At 65.7% G+C, this 21,308-nt stretch carries 17 protein-coding genes and 2 CRISPR repeat arrays (1 of these 19 cut by a window edge); of the genes, 14 read left to right on the forward strand and 3 right to left on the reverse strand.

The genetic code is table 11. The features are described 5' to 3' along the window. A CRISPR array of direct repeats spans positions 1 to 1,628; the repeat unit is 28 nt; unit sequence GGACCATCCCCGCGTGCGCGGGGCCGAC; it begins 169 nt to the left of the window's first position. Between the two features lie 190 nt (positions 1,629 to 1,818). The 8 genes from cas3 to cas2e all read left to right on the forward strand — a co-directional run bounded on the left by cas3 (position 1,819) and on the right by cas2e (position 11,078). After that, positions 1,819 to 4,590, forward strand: coding sequence for a CRISPR-associated helicase Cas3' (cas3, locus tag ACW2Q0_RS14535; protein WP_457190547.1), 2,772 nt, complete (start codon positions 1,819 to 1,821; stop codon positions 4,588 to 4,590). A 200-nt stretch (positions 4,591 to 4,790) separates the two neighbouring features. Further along, complete coding sequence (gene casA, locus ACW2Q0_RS14540; RefSeq protein WP_457190217.1) at positions 4,791 to 6,458, forward strand: type I-E CRISPR-associated protein Cse1/CasA; 1,668 nt, start codon at positions 4,791 to 4,793, stop codon at positions 6,456 to 6,458. Positions 6,459 to 6,462: 4 nt separating this feature from the next. Continuing rightward, positions 6,463 to 7,062, forward strand: a complete 600-nt coding sequence (gene casB / locus ACW2Q0_RS14545) for a type I-E CRISPR-associated protein Cse2/CasB (protein ID WP_457190219.1) — start codon at positions 6,463 to 6,465, stop codon at positions 7,060 to 7,062. Next, positions 7,059 to 8,189, forward strand: a complete 1,131-nt coding sequence (cas7e, locus tag ACW2Q0_RS14550) for a type I-E CRISPR-associated protein Cas7/Cse4/CasC (protein WP_457190221.1) — start codon at positions 7,059 to 7,061, stop codon at positions 8,187 to 8,189. Before casB ends, cas7e begins: the two co-directional genes overlap by 4 nt. Continuing rightward, positions 8,186 to 8,989 carry a type I-E CRISPR-associated protein Cas5/CasD gene (gene cas5e, locus ACW2Q0_RS14555; protein WP_457190223.1) on the forward strand — a complete coding sequence of 268 codons (804 nt, stop codon included), beginning with the start codon at positions 8,186 to 8,188 and terminating at the stop codon, positions 8,987 to 8,989. The genes cas7e and cas5e overlap by 4 nt, the downstream gene beginning before the upstream one ends. After that, positions 8,961 to 9,779 (forward strand): type I-E CRISPR-associated protein Cas6/Cse3/CasE, encoded by an 819-nt coding sequence (cas6e, locus tag ACW2Q0_RS14560; RefSeq protein ID WP_457190225.1) that lies wholly within the window; start codon positions 8,961 to 8,963, stop codon positions 9,777 to 9,779. Before cas5e ends, cas6e begins: the two co-directional genes overlap by 29 nt. Next, a complete protein-coding gene (cas1e, locus tag ACW2Q0_RS14565) occupies positions 9,779 to 10,792 on the forward strand; it encodes a type I-E CRISPR-associated endonuclease Cas1e (protein ID WP_457190227.1) in 1,014 nt (337 codons plus the stop codon). The genes cas6e and cas1e overlap by 1 nt, the downstream gene beginning before the upstream one ends. Positions 10,793 to 10,796: 4 nt before the next feature. Next, on the forward strand, positions 10,797 to 11,078 hold the full coding sequence (gene cas2e / locus ACW2Q0_RS14570; RefSeq protein ID WP_457190229.1) for a type I-E CRISPR-associated endoribonuclease Cas2e: 282 nt from the start codon (positions 10,797 to 10,799) through the stop codon (positions 11,076 to 11,078). A gap of 44 nt (positions 11,079 to 11,122) precedes the next feature. Continuing rightward, a CRISPR array of direct repeats spans positions 11,123 to 11,702; the repeat unit is 28 nt; unit sequence ATCGGCCCCGCGCACGCGGGGATGGTCC. 356 nt (positions 11,703 to 12,058) lie between these two features. Here the strand turns inward: cas2e and ACW2Q0_RS14575 are convergent. Continuing rightward, positions 12,059 to 13,438 carry a tyrosine-type recombinase/integrase gene (locus ACW2Q0_RS14575; protein WP_457190231.1) on the reverse strand — a complete coding sequence of 460 codons (1,380 nt, stop codon included), beginning with the start codon at positions 13,436 to 13,438 and terminating at the stop codon, positions 12,059 to 12,061. Between the two features lie 762 nt (positions 13,439 to 14,200). Here ACW2Q0_RS14575 and ACW2Q0_RS14580 point away from each other — a divergent pair. From ACW2Q0_RS14580 to ACW2Q0_RS14605, 6 genes are all read left to right on the forward strand, one after another. Beyond that, the gene (locus ACW2Q0_RS14580; protein WP_457190233.1) at positions 14,201 to 14,545 is read left to right on the forward strand and encodes a WXG100 family type VII secretion target; all 345 of its coding nucleotides are present in this window, start codon (positions 14,201 to 14,203) and stop codon (positions 14,543 to 14,545) included. Next, a complete protein-coding gene (locus ACW2Q0_RS14585; RefSeq protein WP_457190235.1) occupies positions 14,545 to 14,850 on the forward strand; it encodes a WXG100 family type VII secretion target in 306 nt (101 codons plus the stop codon). Before ACW2Q0_RS14580 ends, ACW2Q0_RS14585 begins: the two co-directional genes overlap by 1 nt. A 201-nt stretch (positions 14,851 to 15,051) precedes the next feature. Next, the gene (locus ACW2Q0_RS14590) at positions 15,052 to 16,143 is read left to right on the forward strand and encodes a hypothetical protein (protein WP_457190237.1); all 1,092 of its coding nucleotides are present in this window, start codon (positions 15,052 to 15,054) and stop codon (positions 16,141 to 16,143) included. 417 nt (positions 16,144 to 16,560) lie between these two features. Beyond that, positions 16,561 to 16,929 carry a hypothetical protein gene (locus ACW2Q0_RS14595; RefSeq protein WP_457190239.1) on the forward strand — a complete coding sequence of 123 codons (369 nt, stop codon included), beginning with the start codon at positions 16,561 to 16,563 and terminating at the stop codon, positions 16,927 to 16,929. Between the two features lie 318 nt (positions 16,930 to 17,247). Further along, positions 17,248 to 17,745, forward strand: a complete 498-nt coding sequence (locus tag ACW2Q0_RS14600; RefSeq protein ID WP_457190241.1) for a hypothetical protein — start codon at positions 17,248 to 17,250, stop codon at positions 17,743 to 17,745. A gap of 682 nt (positions 17,746 to 18,427) precedes the next feature. Further along, positions 18,428 to 18,841: a hypothetical protein gene (locus ACW2Q0_RS14605; RefSeq protein ID WP_457190243.1), complete on the forward strand. Its 414-nt coding sequence runs from the start codon at positions 18,428 to 18,430 to the stop codon at positions 18,839 to 18,841. Here the strand turns inward: ACW2Q0_RS14605 and ACW2Q0_RS14610 are convergent. Next, a complete protein-coding gene (locus ACW2Q0_RS14610) occupies positions 18,817 to 19,620 on the reverse strand; it encodes an SAM-dependent methyltransferase (RefSeq protein ID WP_457190245.1) in 804 nt (267 codons plus the stop codon). The two genes, ACW2Q0_RS14605 and ACW2Q0_RS14610, sit on opposite strands and share 25 nt — an antisense overlap. Positions 19,621 to 20,116: 496 nt before the next feature. Then, entirely contained in the window at positions 20,117 to 21,283 is a 1,167-nt protein-coding gene (locus ACW2Q0_RS14615; protein ID WP_457190247.1) for a lipase family protein, read from the reverse strand. Between the last annotated feature and the right edge of the window lie 25 nt (positions 21,284 to 21,308).

A 21,308-nucleotide genomic window follows, 5' to 3' on the forward strand; every position in this document is an offset into this window, starting at 1 on the left:
CATCCACGAGAATCGGACCATCCCTGCGTGCGCGGGGCCGATCGGGACACTCCGCCAGCGTCGGCATAGTCGGGTGGACCATCCCCGCGTGCGCGGGGCCGACCGAGATGCCTGGCGGCGGAAGCCTTCGAGGACGGAGCATCCCCGCGTACGCGGGGCCGACTACGTCCACGACGGTGCCGACAGGTTTGGTCTCGGACCATCCCCGCGTGCGCGGGGCCGACGCTGTCGCCGCACTGATGCAGGACGCGCAAGCCGGACCATCCCTGCGTGCGCGGGGCCGACAAGGTGCTCGGCGCACTGGTCGGCTATCCATTCGGACCATCCCCGCGTGCGCGGGGCCGACAACCAGGCGGCCGAGTCGGCGTTTCTGACTCAGGGACCATCCCCGCGTGCGCGGGGCCGACAACAACAATCAGTGCTCGCAGTGCGCCGATTGCGGACCATCCCCGCGTGCGCGGGGCCGACGGGCGTCGTGCTCATCATTCGGTGACACGGGCCGGACCATCCCCGCGTGCGCGGGGCCGACTCTTGAGACCAGCGGCGCATAAATACAGCGAACGGACCATCCCCGCGTGCGCGGGGCCGACCGGCAAGTGGTCCAGATGCACCGGTACCGCGACGGACCATCCCCGCGTGCGCGGGGCCGACTACGAAGACGGCGAAGACGGCCCGCAAACCTACGGACCATCCCCGCGTGCGCGGGGCCGACTTCGGCGTTGCCGGTGAGGTCGGCGATGGCTACGGACCATCCCCGCGTGCGCGGGGCCGACTGCCCTGTTGCAGCGCCACGAGCGCGTCCTTGTAGGACCATCCCCGCGTGCGCGGGGCCGACCCGCCACTGTTCGATAGGCAGGCTGACAGCAACGGACCATCCCCGCGTGCGCGGGGCCGACATGCCTGCGCCGTTGAGCGTGATTTCGTCAGCCGGACCATCCCCGCGTGCGCGGGGCCGACATACGGCGGCGGAAACTCTCGCAACCCCGAACCGGACCATCCCCGCGTGCGCGGGGCCGACCCGAGGCCGACGAGCTCTATGCTCAGGCGTCGAGGACCATCCCCGCGTGCGCGGGGCCGACGCCAAGATGGCGGCCGGGACACCGTCGATGCGCGGACCATCCCCGCGTGCGCGGGGCCGACGCCACGCCCAGGGACGCGTCCTCGGTGGAAAGCGGACCATCCCCGCGTGCGCGGGGCCGACCCTTTCGGGGTGTCCGCCCGGCCCATTAATCTCGGACCATCCCCGCGTGCGCGGGGCCGACCTTTCGCAGCTCGTCCAGCTCCGCGCGCATGGAGGACCATCCCCGCGTGCGCGGGGCCGACTTTGAACCCCTGCAGGTCCTGCTGGACGTTGGCGGACCATCCCCGCGTGCGCGGGGCCGACGTCGCGATGGCAGGTGCGGGCGCTGTGCCCGCGGGACCATCCCCGCGTGCGCGGGGCCGACGTAGCGCCACCACTCGGATGGGGTCGTCGTCTCGGACCATCCCCGCGTGCGCGGGGCCGACCGCCCCCACGCCGCCCGGGTCTACGGCGAGATCGGACCATCCCCGCGTGCGCGGGGCCGACGCGTTTTCGCCGAGAGTGTTCGCGAACAAGCTCGGACCATCCCCGCGTGCGCGGGGCCGACACTTCCTGACCTGCGTCTTCTCGGTGCGATACCCGGTTTTTCATTCACTTCGTTCTGCTGGTTCACCAGTTTCTGGGACTTGTCTGTGGCTGGGTTTAGTGTGCGTGGCGTGGACGTGGATCGAAGCTTGTTGTCGCATGGCGGTTCCCGGGCGAGTGAGCGGTCTTCTGAGGGGGATCGGTGGTTGGGGGTGTTGTGGGGGAAGTCTGCGGGGAAGGCGGGTGGCCGTCGGAATCTGTTGTTGCAGCACTTGTTCGATACTGCTGCGGTCGCGGAGCTGATCTGGGATTCATACCTGGCTGAGTCCGTACGAGCGAGAGTGCAAGCGCTGGTGGGGGATCGAGGGAATACTCGACGGTTTTTCGTGTGGTTGTGCGGAGTTCACGATTGGGGTAAGGCTACGCCGGCCTTCCAGCACCTGGATGCCGATGGTGCGGCGGTGGTGCGTGCGGCGGGGTTGAGCTGGGATCGGGCCGCGGTGTCCAAGCATCGGTGGCGTCATGACAAGGCCGGTGCGGCGTTGGCAATCGATCTGCTGTCGGAGTCGGGGTGGCCGGAGGAGCAGTGGCAGTGGGTGTGGCCGTTGATCGCAGGGCATCACGGGGCATTCCCGGCCGAGGGTGAGTTGCAGGTGCCGTCGGAACGGAAGTTGCGTGGTTCGGGCGACTGGGCGACGGTTCAGCGGGCGCTGATCGAGCGTTTCACCTGTGCCCTGGGATTCCCGGGCGTGGCGGCGGTCGCTCCGGTCGCGGTGCCGGATCGGGCATTGCAGTTGCAGTTGAGCGGGTTCGTTGTGATGGCCGATTGGATCGCCAGCAACGAGGAGCACTTTCCGGGAATCGATGATCTCGGGGAGGTGGGGATCGATAAGGCTCGGGTGCGTGCGGCGGGGGCGTGGGCGAAGCTGGGGTTGCGCCGGGGGTGGGGCCGGTTGCCGGAACCGTCGATTGCCGATTTCGAGCGTCGTTTCGGTGACCTGCCTCGCGACTCGCAGCGGGTAGCGATCGAGTGCGCGGCACGGATCCCTCGGCCCGGTCTGATCATCGTCGAGGCGCCGATGGGCGAGGGGAAAACGAAGGCAGCGCTGCTGATGGCGGAGGTGCTGGCGGCGCGTTTCGGGATGGACGGGGTGTTCGTGGGGATGCCCACGCAGGCGACGAGCGATCCGATGTTCACCACGGTGCGGCGCTGGTTGTCGGAGCTGGGCCCGGATCTGGCGGACCAGGTCGCGCTGCTGCACGGCAAGCGCCGATTCAACAAGGAGTGGCAGCAACTCCTGGAGGGCGGCGACGATCCGGATGCCGCGTACTCGACGGTGGGGGAGGACGAGCTCGGGATGATCGACCCGTATTCGTGCGACGACTGTGTGGTCGGGGAAGTGGGCCGTCCGCAGCGCAGTGCGCCGGCGGAATGGTTTCTGGGTAACAAACGGGGTCTGCTGGCCCCGTTCGCGGTCGGTACGATCGATCAGTTGCTGATCGCGGCGACCAGGTCCCGGCATGTGATGCTGCGGATGGCCGGTCTGGCGGGCAAGGTCGTCGTTCTTGACGAGGTGCACGCCGCCGACGTCTACATGTCGCAGTTCCTGGGTGAGGGTTTGCGCTGGCTCGCGCAGGCCGGGGTCCCGGTGGTGCTGCTGTCGGCGACGTTGACCGCTGGTCAGCAGTACGAGCTGATCGAGTCGTATATCGCCGGTGCGCGTGGTGCCGAGCAGGCCGGGCCCTACGAACTGCCGGAGATGATCGGTTATCCGCGGATTACGACGGCATGGGTCGGCAGCGATGGCGATGCCCGGATCGAGGCCCGCGTGGCGCGGTCGTGGCGCAGTGTCGATCTCGACGTGGCGGTCGAGGTGTTGCCCGAGACGGATGAGGCGCCTGGCGATCCCGTCCTTGCTCGGCTGCTGGCGGATCGGCTGGCCGGTGGCGGCTGTGTTCTCGTCGTCCGGAACAGTGTCGCCCGGGCGCAGGAGACCGTCCGGGTGCTGCGCGAGACCTTCGGTGAGGATGTGCGGTTGCTGCAGGGGCGGATGCATGTGCGCCACCGCGCAGACCGCACCGCGGAATGCTTGGATCTGCTGGGCCCTCCAGGGCGCGGGCACCGCCGCCCGGAACGGTTGATCCTCGTCGCGACTCAGATCGCCGAACAGTCCTTCGACGTCGATGTCGATCTGCTGGTGACCGATCTGGCGCCGATGGATCTGCTGTTGCAGCGGATAGGTCGGATGTTCCGCCACGACGGGATCGCGCGCCCGCCACTGCTACGCGTCCCCACGGTGATCGTGACCGGATTCGCGCCGCGACCCGCTGCTGCTTCGTCGTTCGTCGCAGCGAGTGAGAAGATCTACGGTCGCTGGCCGCTGCTCGGCAGCGCCGCCGCGGTCGTGCGATCGGGCGAAAAGGGCTGGGCGATCCCGTCGGCGGTCCCCGACCTGGTGCGCGCTGCTTACGACCCGGCCGCCTCGGTGCCGCAGGGATGGGAGGACTCGACCAGGGCGGCATACGAGGTCTGGAGGGAGGATCAGCGCACGCGCGCCGACGCGGCGGCCCGCTACCTGCTGACCCGACTCGGGGAACACGCCCGCCCCACCCTCGACGGGCTGCACCGGCTGGCCCCAGCGGACGCCCCTGACGATCAGGTGTTCGTCCGCGACGGTGACAAGACCGTGGAAGTCGTGCTGGTGCGCCACGACGGCAACGGATATCGGACGATGACCGGCCGATGGCTAGGCATCCACGGCGAAGCATCACCGGACCTACTCGACGACCTCCTCGGGGGAACCGTGCGACTACCGGCGTCTCTCACTGCCGCAGCGACCAAGGAGTGCCGGCCGCTGGACGGATGGCGCGACCATCCGTGGCTGCGCTATAGCCGGACACTGATTCTCGGGGCCGGTGACGCGGCGACTGTCGGGTCACGAAGTGTGCGCTACGACGACGAACTCGGGTTGATCGTCGAATGAATTGGTGGGGCTCGACCGAGCCCCACCGATCCGAACCCCGCACAGCGGGGCCAACCGGTAGTCCACACGAACAGCTGGACCATTCCCACGAACGCGGGATCGATTGCGTACCAGTTCCTCTGACAGCACTATGCCCGGTGAGCTAAGGTTACCCCCGATGGGGTTGGATTACACGTACAGCATTCATGGATTGGAGTCCGATGGCATACGGGGGAGATCTTCTGCACGAAGTGCCGTTGCTGCCCTGCGTTTTTCGTGACGGTTCCGCCGAGTCCCTGCCGGTCTGGCCGGCGTTGCAACGCAGCCACGAGATCGTCGATGTGGTCTTCGAAGTGCCGACCATGTTCGCGGCCGTGCTGAGGCATCTGCTGCTGCCGCTGACGATGGACGCGCTCGGGTCCCCGCCGACCCTGAAGGATTGGCAGGCGCGGTTCGAGCGGGGTGGGTTCAGCAAAGACGAACTCGATTGGCTCACAGGCTATCTCGGCCAGTGGTCCGGTCGCTTCAACCTGTTCCATCTCGAACGCCCTTTCGCGCAGGTAGCCGGCCTGCGCACCGCGAAGGGGGAAACGAAGGGTGCGGCGTTGCTGGTCGCGACGCAGCCGACCGGCAACAACGTGCCGTTCTTCGCCTCCCATACGGAGGCGGACCCTCTCGCGTTGCCGGTTGGTGCTGCTGCGCGCTGGTTGATGCACACACATGCCTGGGACACCGCGGCGATCAAAACCGGTGTCGTCGGTGACGACCGGGTCAAAAACGGGAAGACCTCAGGTAATCCGACAGGGCCACTGGGGAATCTGGGTGTCGTCATGCCGGTCGGGGTCACGCTCTACGACACGCTGATGCTCAATACACCTGTGGGCGTGCAGGATCGACTCGGCACGCCCCAGTGGAGACGAGATGAGGGCGACCCGAGGTGGGCAGGGGGGCCGCAGTGGTCGGCCACCTACACCCCCGATGGCCTGCTGGATCTGTGGACGTTGCAGGCGCGCCGAATCCGGTTGTTCCCGACGGCAACCGAGGCCGGGACGGTCGTCGATCGGGTGATCGTCGCGGCCGGTGACCGGTTGGGTGACGGGACTCCGGATTGGGAGACCCATACCGCGTGGCGGCTGGACAAGCCAGCGAAGGACACACCGCAGGTGCGCTCAGCGAGGCCGCTACGACATGTGCCGGGCCGGGCGGTGTGGCAGGGCGTGCGCGCGCTGCTGGCGCTGGAAGCGGGCAATACCGACACGAAGACGGTGTCGACGCGCACGAGCGAACTGCTCGTCCAACTCGCCGCGCTGGAGCGGCGCGGGTTGATCGATCGGAGCTACCCGCTGCGGGTGGAGGCGGTCGGTATCGAGTACGGCAACCAGTCGGCGGTCGTGGAGGACCTGATCCACGACGCGATCCCATTGCCGGTAGCGGCGTTACGCGGTCAGGGCGAGGCGTACGACCTGGTGGTCGAGGTCGCTCAGCAGGCCGAGCAGCTCGCGATTGCGATCAACCAGCTGTCGGCGGAGCTGCGTCAGGCATCCGGGACCGAGCCGATTCCGTGGAACAAGGGGCAGCGTCCAGGGGAGCAACTGTACTACGCGCTGGATCCGCTCGTGCGGCGCCTGCTGGCCGGTGTCAGCGCCGACGCCGACGACCCCGGCAAGCTCGAGGCGGGGCAGCTGGCGTGGGAGATCCTCGCTGCCCGAGCGACCCGACGGACAGCTGCACCGCTGCTCAACGTCCCGGCCTCGGCGTTCCTCGGACGCACCGGGACTTCGAAGAAATACCCCTACAAACTCGGTCTGGCCGCCAATTCCTTCGATGCGGCGGTGAAGAGGATCCTGCCGCGCGCCGCTGAGGCGGGCGGCGGGGCGGACAAGGGATGACATTGTGACACAACGCTATTGGAAACGGCACCTCGACAAGGACGGCGATTGGAAGGTCAAGGATGCCTCCCCGCCGGGTGCGGAGTTGGCGGCATTGCGTGCGGGGCTGGGCCGCCCGGCGTTGACGGTGCCGAAGATGTGGCCGTTCTACACCGTGGAGCCCGATCCCGAACTCGAACGTTTCGGGGCGGCCAGCCCTGGTCAGGAAGCCGAGCACGCCGCGCTGGCCTTCTACGGGCTGCACCAGCAGTCGCAGCAGACCCCGATGCACCGCCACGGTGTGGGGCTGGGGTCCGCGCTGCTGGTCCTGCGCCGCCACGATCGGCGCAGCGCCGACGCGGTCGATCGTCGTGTGAGCGCGCTGGTGACCTCGACATCGGTTCCCGCGCTGCTGGGCCGGTTGCGGGGGCTGGTGACGCAGCTGCGGGATATCCATCAGCCGCTGGACTACGACCGGTTGATGGGGGATCTGGAGGCGTGGCCGTGGCCGGAGGGCCGTCAGCGGGTGCGCAAGACGTGGGCGCAGGGCTACCAGCGGTGGGACGACGAGAAGCAACGATCGACCGACCTGACCGACAACACCTCGAACAAGGAAGAATCATGACCGATAGCGCGTTCGTCGACATCCACATCGTGCAGAGCGTGCCCCCGGCCAACCTGAACCGGGACGATCAAGGCAACCCGAAGGAAGCGCAGTTCGGTGGTGTGCGGCGCTCGCGGGTGTCGTCGCAGGCGTGGAAACGCGCCACTCGCAAGCGGTTCGCCGACCGTGTGCCGCAGGCCGAGCTGGGCACCCGGACCAAGCAGATCGCCGAGGAGCTCAGCGGGCGGATCGAGAAGCGCACCGGTCTCGGGCCCGATCGCGCGGCCCGGCTGGGGGCCGCGCTGACCGGTGTGCTGGGGATCAAGCCTGGGAAGAAGGCCGGTGATCTCGCCTATCTGATGTTCGTCGGACACCGTCAGCTCGACGCCATCGTCGAGCTGGTCGCCGGGCAGGCCGCCGAACTGGACGGGCTCGACGACCAGGCCCTCGCCGACGCGGTCAAGCCGCTCCCGGTCGCCGAACAGTTCGCCGCGGGGCATCCGGTCGACGTAGCGATCTTCGGGCGCATGGTGGCCGACATTCCGGCGCTGAACGTCGATGCGGCCGTGCAGGTCGCGCACGCGCTGTCCACGCACGCCACCGAACTCGAATTCGACTACTTCACCGCGGTCGACGACGAGAACGAACGCGAGGAAACCGGGGCCGGGATGATCGGCACGATCGGGTTCAACTCCGCCACCCTTTACCGGTACGCGACGATCGGCGTGGATCAGCTGCGGGTCAACCTCGGTGAAGCCGAGGCGGTGCTCGACGCGATCGATCGGTTCGTCGACTGCTTCGCCCGCTCGATCCCCACCGGGTACGGCAACTCCTTCGCCCACCGCACCCTGCCGTCGCTGGTCGCGGTCGTGGTCCGGGAGGATCAACCGGTCAACCTGGTCTCGGCGTTCGAGAAGCCGGTGGCGGCCCCGCGCGGCGGGATCGCCGAGCTGTCCGCGCTGCGGCTGGCCGACGAACACCGGCGCAGCATCGCCCAATGGGGTGACAAGCCCGCCCACACCGCCGTCAGCCACGGCTTCAGCGGCGATGTCGCGTCCCAGCTGACCGACGTGTTCGGTGCCGCGGTGAGTTTCCCCGAACTGCGGGCCCGTCTGCGTGAGCAGCTGCGGGGGTATGTCGCCGGATGAACGAGCCGTCCACCGAGTCCGCGGTGCTGCTGCTGCGCCTGGCCGGGCCACTGCAATCCTGGGGTGAGGCCAGCCGGTTCAACCGGCGCGACACCCGTCCGGAACCGACCAAATCTGGCGTCGTGGGGCTGGTGGCCGCCGCACTGGGTCGCGCCCGGGGTGCCGACCTCACCGACCTCGCTGCGCTCACTATGGGGGTGCGCGCCGACCAGCCCGGCACCCTCGCACGCGACTACCACACCGTCAGCGACTACCGGGGCGTGCCGCTCAAACAGTCCGGGGTCAACACCAAAGGGATCCAGAAACCCACCGGCCCAGCGAAATACACCCACATCACGACCCGCTACTACCTGCAGGACGCGGCGTTCCTGGTCGGGGTCGAAGGTGCCCGTGCTCTGATCACCGAGCTCGAGCGGGCGGTGCGGCGCCCGGCGTTCCCGCTCGCCCTGGGACGACGCAGCTGCCCACCCACACAGCCGCTGTCCCTCGGCGTGCACCGGGCACCGCTGCTGGACGTGCTGGCAGCGCAGCCGTGGATCGCTTCCGAACGCACCCGCGAGCAGCTGCAGGGCCGCCGCAAACACAAGCCCGCGTTCGTGGACGTGCCGGTCAGCCTCGACGACACCGCCGGCGGCGATGTCCGCCACGACAGCCCGGTCTCGTTCGACCCCCGGTCCCGGCAGTTCGCCGATCGCCGCGTCCGGCACCTGTCGATCCGGATACCCAGCGGATTCGACAATCCCGACGAACCGTCGGCAGACGAACCCGGCCATGACCCGTTCGCGCTGTTGGGGTGGTGAGCACATGACCTACCTGTCCCGCATCCGGATCAACCCGCGCCGCGCCGCCGCCCAACCCCTGTTGGGCAACCCACGCGCCATGCGCAGCGCGGTCCTGCACGGCATCCCCGGCGACCCTCTGGCCGAACGGGTCCTGTGGCGACTGGACACCGACAACCCCTACCGACCGGAATTGTTCGTGCTGACCCGCACTAAACCCGACTGGTCGCACCTGGTCGAATCCGCCGGATGGCCCTCCGCCGACGGTGAACATACCCGCGTCGCCGACTACCAGCCGCTGCTCGGTCGCCTCCGCGCCGGAGACACCTACGCCTTCCGCGTCACCGCCAACCCGGTGCAGAACACCTCCACCCCGGACAAGCGCACCAAAACGCAAGCCGACTACACCGCCTCCGGCGGGCGGCGATCGTTCCGGATCGGTCACCGCACTGCCGCAGCACAGCTCGGATGGTTCCTCGGCCGCACCGAGAAATGGGGATTCCGCATTCCCGCCGCCCCAGACCTGTCCGCGTCGGCCATCGACGACCCGCACTTGGTGGCCGGAACTGAGCAGACCGCCGTCGCCCCCGACATCCGGATCGTGACCCGTAACCGCCTGACCTTCGGCAAAAAGGACCACACTCGGCAGCGAAGCTCCGGACACCCGGTGACACTGCATCCGGTTACCTTCGAAGGACGGCTCGAGGTGAGCGACCCCGATCGCCTCACTACGGCACTGCTCGACGGTGTCGGGCCCGCGAAAGCCTACGGCTGCGGGCTGCTGACCCTAGCCCCGCTGCGGACACCCTGATGGCCGACATCTGGTGGAAAGCACATCCCCACGACCTGCACCGACTCGAAGACCGGGTGTCGAGTGTGTACGTCGAACGCTGTCACGTTGACCGCGACGAGAACGCAGTCACCGTGATCAACAAACGCGAGACGGTCCGCATCCCGGCCGCGCTGATCGCGGTACTGCTGCTGGGCCCCGGCACCCGCATCACCCACGCTGCGGTCGCGTTGCTCGGTGATTCGGGCACCGCGATCTGCTGGATAGGGCAGCACGGCGTGCGGATGTATGCCGCCGGGCTCGGGCCGTCCCGGGGAGCGGGCCTGCTGATGCGCCAGGCGCACCTGGTGACCCGCCCCAAGGAACGCCTGCGCGTGGCAAGGGCCATGTACGGGATGCGATTCCCAGGCGAGGACGTCTCCGAAGCCACGATGCAACAGCTACGCGGCCGCGAAGGAACCCGGGTGCGGCGGCTGTACAAGCAGCACTCCGAACGCACCGGCGTGGCGTGGCACGGCCGCAAATACGTTGCAGGTGACGCCCAGGCAGCCGGAGACGACCTCAACCGGGTACTGTCGGCCGCCAACGCTGCGCTCTACGGGATCTGCCACGCCGTGATCACCGGCCTCGGCGCCAGCCCCGGCCTCGGATTCGTCCACACCGGCTCGGCGTTGTCATTCGTCCTCGACATTGCCGACCTCTACAAAGCCGACTACTCCATCCCACTCGCCTTCGACCTGGCCGCCGACGGACTGACCGACGAACGCGACGCCCGCGTCGGCCTGCGCGACCGCATCACCGAAACCCGGCTGCTCGGCCGGATCGTCGACGACGTGATCGCCCTGCTTGCCGTTGACACCGACCCCGACAACACCGGCGAGGCGACCAGGCTCTGGGACGAGAAGACCGGTTCGGTCGCAGGCGGCACCAACTGGGCCAAAATCAACCCCGACGCCGACCTCATCTCACCCGGATTCGGCACTGGCCACATCTCGATCACCGGTCCCGAACTCGAACACCCCGTGGACTGGTGAGGCAATGACTGTGGTCGTGCTCATCGCCGTATCCCCCGGCCTGCGAGGACATCTCACCCGATGGCTCGTCGAAGTCGACGCTGGCGTCTTCGTCGGCAACCCCAGCCGCCGCATCCGCGACCGGCTCTGGGAACTGCTCGCCGACCGCGTCCGCGACGGCCAAGCCGTTATGGTCGAACCCGCCACCAACGAACAAGGCTGGACAGTCCGCACCGCGGGCCGCGAACGCTGGCGCCCCATCGACTTCGACGGCCTGATCCTGTCGGCCCGTCGGCGATCCAAGTGAATAAAAACAACGGTCCCGGCGGGAAAACCAGCAGGTGAACAAGTATCGGCCCCGCGCACGCGGGGATGGTCCGTACCTGGAGTCAGCGCTCATGCGGCTGGCCGAGATCGGCCCCGCGCACGCGGGGATGGTCCTGCCGGATATTGCGTGGTCATCTCCAATAACAGATCGGCCCCGCGCACGCGGGGATGGTCCGCATATGCATGATCTGGTGACGTTGCAGGATGCATCGGCCCCGCGCACGCGGGGATGGTCCCTATCTGCGCGACGTCTACCACGTCGCTGACGAATCGGCCCCGCGCACGCGGGGATGGTCCTACCTCGGAGTCGATGATCACGGCTTGCCATCCATCGGCCCCGCGCACGCGGGGATGGTCCGAGATGCTCGACTCTGGCCTGTCCCTGCTCGGTGTCGGCCCCGCGCACGCGGGGATGGTCCCTGATAACAGCCCCCCACTGTCAACACATGCTGGATCGGCCCCGCGCACGCGGGGATGGTCCGAACGGCACGAGCGACTCGTCGAACGGCGGTCTGATCGGCCCCGCGCACGCGGGGATGGTCCCCGACAGAACCGGGACGCCACACGATGTACGACATCGGCCCCGCGCACGCGGGGATGGTCCACCCGACTATTCCGACGCTGGCGGAGTGTCCCGATCGGCCCCGCGCACGCGGGATGGTCCGACCCCGTGATGTCTGATCTGGTGAAAAGGTGGTGCGCGATACTGGGATTGAACCTTTGCCATTTGAAGGCATAGAAAGATCATCCGAACCGTCGTCCGACAGCAATGTATTCTACGATTTTGCATACCCCTGACCAGGATGTTGCCTGGTCAGGACAGTGCTCGGAGTGTTTGATCTCATAATCCATTGGTCGCGGGTTCGAGCCCCGCCCGCCCCACAAACCCCCTGGTCAGGGGCTTGCAGTCGAGGTTCGGGCTGTGCTTTGACCGCCCAGGTCACCACTTACTCACCTTTTTCAAATTGCGAGTACATCTTGCTCGCTCCGCCTCCCGACACCCTGTCCGACCAGGGCATCGAGAGCTCGCTGTTTGCTATCCCGTGGTGACCGACGCCGGGCGTCTCTGGTCGCTCTCGAGGGGCACGTTCGGCTCGTCGTGGCCGTCCCGTCTTGCTCGTCTGGCAGAGCGAAGGCTGCGAAGCGATTCCTGGCGTCCGGACCTTGGTGGGTTCGTTGGACGTAGTGCCTTCGTGTCACCGCTTCGGTGTTGCCGAGTTGGGCGGCCGCGACACCGATATCGGATTGTCCGCCATCGGCGTCTTCGGCCAGATGCGTGCCGACGGTCTTGCGTGCTGCATGGGGGTTCTGGGGTATCCCTGTGACTCCGATGCGGCCGAGTGCCCGCTGTAGTTGCTTGCGGGCATTGCGAGGATCGCGCAGGGTCCCTGCTCGGGAGGGGAACACGAGATCTTCGGGCTCATGCGGTATCAGGTCGCGGCGGGCGGTCAGTCTCTCTACGGCCCACTCAGGCAGCAGAAGTCGGCGTTTACCGTTCGGGCCACCCTTGGGATGCGGTTGGATGATCATCCCGCCGCCGCGTATACGGACGACGGTCCCCTCAACGAGCACCGTGGGCTTGTTGGCGTCGAGGTCGAGGTGTTTCCCCTTCAACGCCATCGTCTCGCCGATTCGGCATCCGGTGGCCAACAGTAGATCGACGAGATCGACGAGATCGGCGATACCGTTCGCGACGGTATCGACGAGATCGGCGATACCGTTCGCGACGGCGCGCCTGTCGCTACGCAGCCCGCTGCGGATGCGTTGCACCTCGTTCAGCGACCACGCCACAACCGGTTTGTCTTCGACCTGGATCGGTGCGAGCAGTTTGATGATATTTCCGGCACTGGCGCCGTATCGGCTTGCGAGCGTCCACAGTCCGGACAAGCACGTCTTCGCGAGTTTCGCGGTCGGCCTGCCCACCTCATCGGCAATGTCTTCGAGTAACCCTTCCAGCACCTGGGTGGTGCACTCGGCGATGGTCAGCTTGCCGATTCTGGGGACGATGTGGAGGTCCAGTATCTCCCCGTATCGGCGTTTGGTGTTCGCCGATAGCTTGGAGCGCTCGACTTTTATCCGCCATCGCTCGGCAAGGCGGTGCACGAGCGTATCCGCCGTGATTTCGGACTTCGAGGGCGCGGCCCGCAGGGCCAACTTTTCCTCGAGCGCTGCTATCGCCTTGCTCTTAGATTTCCCGGTCGCTTCCACCTTCCGCAGGGCACCATCGAGGTCGCGAAGCCTGGTCTTTGCTATGTGCCGGATCGGTTTTCCGGCTGCATCCCGAACGACAGTGACTGCGATCTTCCCGTGCCGTCCGGGCTTGATTCGTTCGCGCGGCATCAGGCATCCTCGCCTTCCGCGCGCGACAGCGCGATTATTCATTTGTACTCCCGTAGATATCAATTCCGGGTGCTAGCCCGACGTGTGCACTCCAATTCTACTGGGAGGCAGATAATTACGCGGTTTGTGACGCGCTCATACAGTGGAATAGATTGTTATTGCTTGCAATCTGTCGATGTTGCGACCACCCGGCTCGTCTGATCTTCAATGGGGGCCGGGGATGTCGGTTCGTCGCGGCCAACGCGCAGATGAGATCGGACACGAGCTTGCGCTGTTCGCGGCCGAGGAGGGCGGCTTCTGGTGGTGCGACGAACGGTTCATCGAGCTCGAGTGTGATACCAGACCAGTGCGCGACATCGCGCATGTCCAATGATGCAGTTCGCGCGCCGTCGTCATGTGTGACCACGCGCTGATCACCGGAGCCGAAAGCTGAGGTGGCTGGCACAGAATCAGTCATAATCACCATAGCCGCAATAAGATTCAGCTATCGATAGCAAGCTGTGGGGGCCGGAAACCGTGAAGTCATTCGCAATCGCACTACTCGGTATCGCCGCGACGCTAACAGTGATGGCGGGGATCTGGGGTCTTGTGCTTGTATACCACGATTTGCATCGAACCCGAACGCCACTCCGACATGTGACGACAAGACTGCCCATTTCTACACCGTCCATAGCGTGACCGAAGGCACATCCCGACCAGGGAAACGACCAATACCCACTCGCGTCTAACCTGTTGATCCGCACCAACGTTCGAGGAGGCTGCATGACAGGCCAACCCGGCTCGACCCCCAACGATTTCGCGGTGGTCCCCGACGAAGTCGCCGACGCCGGCCGGTACGTCCAGCAGGTCGCCGAATCGCTCGTCAACGGCCTGAACTCGATCGACACCGACATCGCAGCACTGCTGTCCAATTGGCGCGGCACCTCCGCCGATTCGTTCAGCGCGGGTTGGACAGAAACCAAGCAGGGCGCCGACACCATCCTCGACGCGCTGGCCGATATGGCCGAACTGCTCGGTGTCACGAGCAAGACCCTGGACGATCAGGACAGGACACGGGCAGACACCACCCGCGCGTTCACCGGGTCGCTGGACCTTCCGGAGTTGTGATGGTCGAGAACTCACAGCCTTTCCGTGTCGATCTCGACGAGCTCGAACAAATGGTTGCCCGGGTCTCGGGGTTCATCGGTTTCCTCAACGAAAGTCTCGACGGGTTGCAGCAGCGCATCTCCACGGTGCAGCAGAACTGGAACGGTGCCGCCGCGGATGCGCAGGCCGAGGCTTTTCGCGAGTGGCACACCGGCGCGACCGATGTTTCCGAGGGTATCGACACTATGCGCCAAGCCGTCCGGGATGCGCACGACCGGTACACGGCCGCCATCGCCGCGAATCTTGCGATCCTGGGCAGGTCATAGGACTCGATGACAACGTTGGTAGTCGATCCCGCGGTGTATTCCTCGGCTGGCAAGACACTGTATTCGTACGCCACCGCGTGCCAGCGGATCTTCTCCACACAGATCGCCGCGCTGAGCGAAACCGCCAATATGGGCGGCAATGTGGGCGAATCCCAAGCGTGGGCCACGTCCTATGATTCGACCGTCACCACGGCGAGGAGCATGACCGAGCTGCTCGTCACCGCGATGGGCAACTACGCGGGCATACTGAGTCAGCTCGGCTACAACCACGCTCTCGCGGATTACGTTGCGGGAGCCGGCCGACCGGAACCGACGAAACGAGCGGATTTGTTACCGGTATGGTCGGTATGCGTGACACCGCCGCCCTCGGCAGGTGGGCCCGGTAGTGGCCTGTTCGACGATGTCGGGTTCGCGGTGTCGGCGCTCGAGGATTTCGGCGTGTCGATGCCCGACGGGGAACCCCACCACTTGCAGACCGCCGCCGATGCATGGGACAAGCTCGCCTCCTCTGAATCGGGGGTGGGCAACCTGCCGACGTTGCTGGACCAGCTGGCGAAGACATTCGAGAGCGAAACCGCTCCCGATGCCTCCCATGTCGACGAGGACATCCGGGAGCTGAAGGCGTCCGCCGAGGGCGTGCTCACCCTCTACAAGGACCTCGCCAAATCCTGCCGCGACCATCGCTCCGCGATTCTGGAGTTCCGGACGCAATTGGGCCAGCTGCTGGTCGATCTCGCCAAGGATCTCGCGCAGGAAATCGCCGAGACCGTCGTCCTCAGCGTGGTAGCGGGTGCATTGACGGCCGGGTTCGGTGCTGCGGCGATCGCCGCCGCCAAAGCGGGCAAGCTCGCGCTGAAGATGAAGAAGTATGTCGACCGGGTGCTTGCCGCCAAACGGTTAGCGAAATTCGTCGACAAGGTGACCGAAACCGGCGAGGATCTCGTCGCGAGACGGGCGGCGCTCCAGCGCATCGCCGACCTCATGGCGCAGCGCACGGCCGATATCGCCAGGATCGCGCGCGACAAGTTGAAGAGTTCGCTTGACTACGCGCTCAAGGACGAACCGATGAAACATGTATTCGACTATTCGAAGCATAATCTAGACGAATTTGTCCAGCAATCCGGTAGCCGGGAACAAGCTATGAGAAAATTGATTGAGAGTGTTCAGGGGGTTCCCGAAGGGGTCTATGGGCCGGGCAATGCTTTGGTGCGAACAATAGATGGGCATACGATACATCTACGCGGCGCGATGATTGACGGTGTATTCAAGATCAGTACGGCATACATTCCCTAACGCTTTGGAAGGTAAGGAAATATGAATGGAACATCGACAATGCCACGCCCGCTCTCTTCGTTGGAAGAGTCAATCATTCGGAAATTGTTGTCGGTCGACTTTCCCGGTGCGAGTGAGTTCGTATCACAAATCGCGCACACTCGAGTGGCTGCCAAGTGGAGCGACGGGTCGCCGAGTCTCTATCTGCATGTCTCTTCCGATGCGCCAAAGTCGAGCTTTGAAGATGGCGAGTTGCCGGTATCCGGTGAAGTGACCGAGCGCGGGACCGTCACTGGATTTATCACCCTTTGGGCAGAGGATGGGTTTCTACACGGGCTCGAGTACGCGTGGCACACAGACCAGTGCCCAGTGTCGCTACCGAACCCGGCCGATGTCTTGATCAAGCGGTTCAAGTAACACCACCTACCAGGAGGGCTGATGAGTGCCACACCGATTCAGCCGCGGGCGCTCACCGAGCTCGAGTCCGGTGTCGTCACCAAGCTGTTGTCCTCCGGTGCCGCCGGGGCGGGTGAGTTCCTGTCGCAGATCCCGTTCGCGCAGGTCGTCGCGACTTGGGGTGTCGGTTCGCCCAGCGTTGACCTGTCGGTGCTGCCCGGTGCGGTGCCAACGTCCGGATCGACGGACGGGATCTTTGCCAGCGGAGCGGTCACGGACCGGAACGGGCCACCTGTCGGTGAGGTCATCCTGTGGGTCGAGAACGGCAGGCTCAGCGGAATCGAGTACGCCTGGTATACCGATGTGCGCCCACGGGCGCTGCCCGAGCCTGCGCAGATCGAGGTTCTGTAGAGCTGTCCTCGACTCGGGCAACACCTAATCGAGTGTCGCCTGGCCTTCGACTGTGCAGCGGGTGCACATGCCTCCATGCCTATCCGTCCCGAATTGGCAGTTCCGGAAGTTCGGTTTGCGCGGTTATCGAGATGATCTCGGTCCGTTGATCTTTGGGCGTGCCGCGCGGCCGCCGCGTACAGCGCCCCATGCGGCGTATGCGGACGTTCGTTCATGTCCTAGACAAGACCGGTGGGTCGCAATTGGGCTGAATAGATATAGCTTTCGTCGCTCAATACAACTCGGCAACAGACCAACCAGCTGGCAGACTCGATCACCATGTCGAGCAACGATGAGTCCGCGGCTGTGCATACGCTGCCCGAGCTCCCCAGTGACGAGGTAGCAGGGCGCAGCTTGGGCCGAGCGATAGTGGGGTTGGGTGGTCTCGGAGTCCTTTTCGGGCTCTTTCTCCCACTGGCGCACGACCCCCATTTCGACGCAACGTACTCGCTGATGGGGTCGCGTCAGTTCGGCACGCCAGGCGTTTGGGTGCTGCTCATCGGCGCGGTTCTGCTGCTCCTCACCGCGTGTCTGATGTTCGAGAGAGTCCAGACCCCGCAAAAGCTTGCAGCTTTACTTCTCCTCGCATGCATCGAAGTCGTCGGATCCGTGTTCGCCACCACGGTCGCCTTCATCCTGATATGGACTGACTCCCGCAGCCATATCACCGGAGCTGACTTCAGATACGGCACAGCGGTACTCCTGCTCTCCTCCGCGTTGACGATCGCTGGCGCGGTGTGGTGGTGCATCCATGGGAAACGGGCTAAGCAACCATGAGCGCGCATCCAGGCCAACCGCGCGATAGGCGGCATGCGAGTGTGTACCGAAAGCCCAATGCGACAGTCCGCCAGCAGGACTAGCGTCTTCTCCTCGTGAACAGTCCTTCCGACTCGGAGTCCGCGTGGGCCGCTCGCGTCGAGCGCGTGCGGACTGCCGTTGCTTCCTGGCACGAGTGGCTGCGAGATCTGCAGCCGCCGGCACCGGCCAGTGCCCTGTATGGGGATGATCGGATTCATCGGACTAAGCGGCCAGTAAGCAACATGGCCTGGCAAGGGATGATCTCCGCGACGGACAATCTCGGGCTACTGGTGGAAAGCGTGCCCGCAGTCGGCTATCGGCCTGTCGCACACTTCACTCTGGCGCGGGCATCCCTGTTCGCAGCATGTCGAACGGTTTGGATTCTGAGCCCGCCGGTACGGAAAGAGCGGCAAGCCACGAGCGCTGAAGGTTGCGTTCGAAGACATTCGCAACCTGAGAACTCTTGTGATCGAAAGTCCTCAGGACCCGCTCGAACCGCGCGCGGCGGCAGCCAAGAACCATGTCGAATCCGAAATGGACGAGCTCGACCACGTCCCCCGCTCACCCGACAGCCAGCCTTCCGCTTCCGCAGTCGTCGGGCACCGATAGTCAGGGGTTTGTGGGTGTTTCGGGGGCGCGTTGCAACTCCACGAATCCGGCGGTGGCCATCGGACGCACCACCCAGTCGCTCGTCGCGATCTGTGAAACCGGAGTCGGTCGCCTGTACTACAAGGGAGTGCGTCTCAGCGACGGGGCGTCGGTGGAGATCGACGACCCGGTACGCACCGAGACCGGGTTCGCCGTGACGAACGCGGGAGTGCGGTACTCGCTATCGCGCGACGCACTCGTCATCACCCAGAGTTCGACGCAACTAGCGAGTGAACCGATGCTGCAGTACTGGTCCAACTACGGCCCCGGCGCCACGGAGTACCGACGCCCGATGCGCCGGCTATGCCGCGTCGGGCGTCGCGATGATCGATCCCGGCGCAGTATCCGCGCCGGTGAGCCGGTCGAGCGCGTCCTCGATGGTCCGGGGATGGCCGAGGTGTATTACTTGCGTGCAACGCCCGCGTAGGCGGACACCTGCGCGTCCATTATCTTCGGGGGTGCGATCCCCTCCGGGCGCCAGCGGTGCGGCACCTCTACACCGGGATCGACCAGCTCCAGTCCCTGGAAGAACCGCGTGAATTCGTCTCGGCTTCGGACTTGGCATGGCAGGCCGCTGCGGCGGTAGATGTCGACCACGGTAGCTATCGCCGTCGGATCGAAGTCTGGCGTGACGTGTGTCATCACTAGATACGAGCCGGGAACGAGTGCGTCCATCAGCGCATCGACGATTCCGTAGGGATCCTGCTCGTCGGGGACGAAATGCATCAGGGCGTTGAGACTCAGCGCGACCGGTTGGGTCAGGTCCAGTGTCTCGCGCAATCCCGGGGCGTTGAGAATCTTTTCGGGTGTCGTGACGTCGGCGGAGACGTAGTTGGTACGCCCCTCCGGTGAGCTGACCATCAATGCCCTGGCGTGGACGAGCACGATCGGATCGTTGTCGACATAGACGACTCGCGCGTCGGGCGCAACCTGTTGGGCCACCTGATGCAGATTCGGCTCGGTCGGGATACCGGTTCCGATATCGAGGAATTGACGAATGCCCGAGTTGGCGAGGAATCGTGTCACGCGATGGATGAAGATCCTGTTCTTCTGCGCGGCCACCCGCACTCCTGGCCAGATGGCCACGACCTGTTCAGCCGCTTTCTCGTCCGCGCTGTAATGGTCCTTGCCGCCGAGGTAGTAGTCATACATTCGGGCGGTGTGCGGCTGATTCTGCCGCAGGTCGACAGGAGAGCCGGATTCCACAGTCGGAGTCCTTTCATGATCGAGACAACATCGAGGTAGCGAGCGGGCGGCAGGCGGGCGTGTCGTTTCAACCTTGTCGGGGTTGTACCTTGCGGCCCACTACGAGCATGTGAGCGCACGGAGCACTCGTCCTACCTACCGTATGTTGCCCGATGAGGCACTGGATCGTGGGGCTGCATCCCGGTAGCCGAGATCCTGGATTGCGCGGAATGGCTGAGTTGCGTTGGTACGGACCCCGTTTCATCGCCGGTGTGAACGGGGCTTGTACTCTTCCAGCCGTCTGGCGCCGGCGTCGACCAGCAACTCCTGGACGCTCACGGCGCGCGAAGCGGCGGGTAATACCTAGCTCGGCGCCACTGAGCGCATCAGGGGTGCAAGGGAATCGGCAACCAACGACAGACTCACCGACAATGATCCTGCCCGATGGTCATCGATCGGGAGTGTGACGGAAGGGGTTTCGGAAATCTCCGGCGAGGGGTACCGGGCGGACGGGCGCTTACCGCACCACACACCCCGGGGCCTGTGGGGTGCCGGCGAAGCGGTCGGCGAGGAAGTTCATGCCGCCCATGGCTTCGCCCGCGGCGGCTCCGATGTGCGTCGGGAACAGCGAGTGGATCGCGGTGAGGGTGGCGCCCTGAGCGCAGTAGGTATCGACGAGGGCGGTGTAGCCGGCGACGGGGATCTTCTCGTCGTCGACGCTGTGGTACAGGTATAGCGGGGTGTCGGGGGCGGTGCGGCCGAGTTCATTTGGCCTTGCGGCGTCGCGGAAAGCGGGCTGCGCCAGCAGGTTCGGGACCGTGGCCAAGTCGTCGACGTGAATGTCGGCGTATTTCTGAGCCAGATCCGCACCGCAGGCGGAGGTGTCTGCGGCGAGCAGCGCGCGGCGGCCCCGGTCGTTCAGCAAGTCGGCCAACCGGGAGCCGGGTTCATTGCGGGCCAGCCCGAGCAGGATGAGTATCGCCCCCACTGCGCCATCGGCGCGTTGTGCCACGGCCGGGATATCGGTGGGGATGCCGCCGGCGCTGGTGCCGACGAATCGCACGTCTGGTGCGTATTCCCCGCGTAACTGGGTGGCCCACAGCGTGGCGAAGGCTCCGCTCGAGTATCCCCAGGCGCCGATCGGGCTCGAGGTATCGATGCCGGCCGGCGGGAAGGACTGTGCGGCCCGGATTCCGTCCAGGACTCCACGCCCGGATGTCACGCCGTCGAAGAGTCGGGACTGCGGCCCTTCGTAATCGCTGATCACGACGGCCCATCCTCGGCGCAGTGCATCCCCGATGAATGGCGCATCTTGCATAGTGCTCGCCATATCGGTGTCACGCCCGCCGCGCAGCGTGGACGACGGCGCGCACCGGGTGTCGAGACTGTTCTCGGGTACCTGGTACGACAACACCGGCCGCGGCCCGTTCCAGGGCGCCGGTGGCACCAGCACCGTTGTCACGTCCAGCTGCGGATGCTCTTCGGAATCGGTTGTGCGGTACCGTAATTGCCACGCCGCCACCGGTATCGGCAGACCGAGAAGTGGGATCGTCCGCGCCCCGAGCACCGCGCCGTTCGGATGTGACGCGAGATCGGTGGGTGCGGCATAAAAGGGATCGTCGCCTGGGGGTACGACTGCGGCTCGCGCGATGGGCATCGACAGTGCTGCCGTCAGCATGATCATGGCGAGCGTGAGAGGCGCAAGCCAG

The sequence above is a fragment of the Nocardia citri genome, assembly GCF_054065835.1.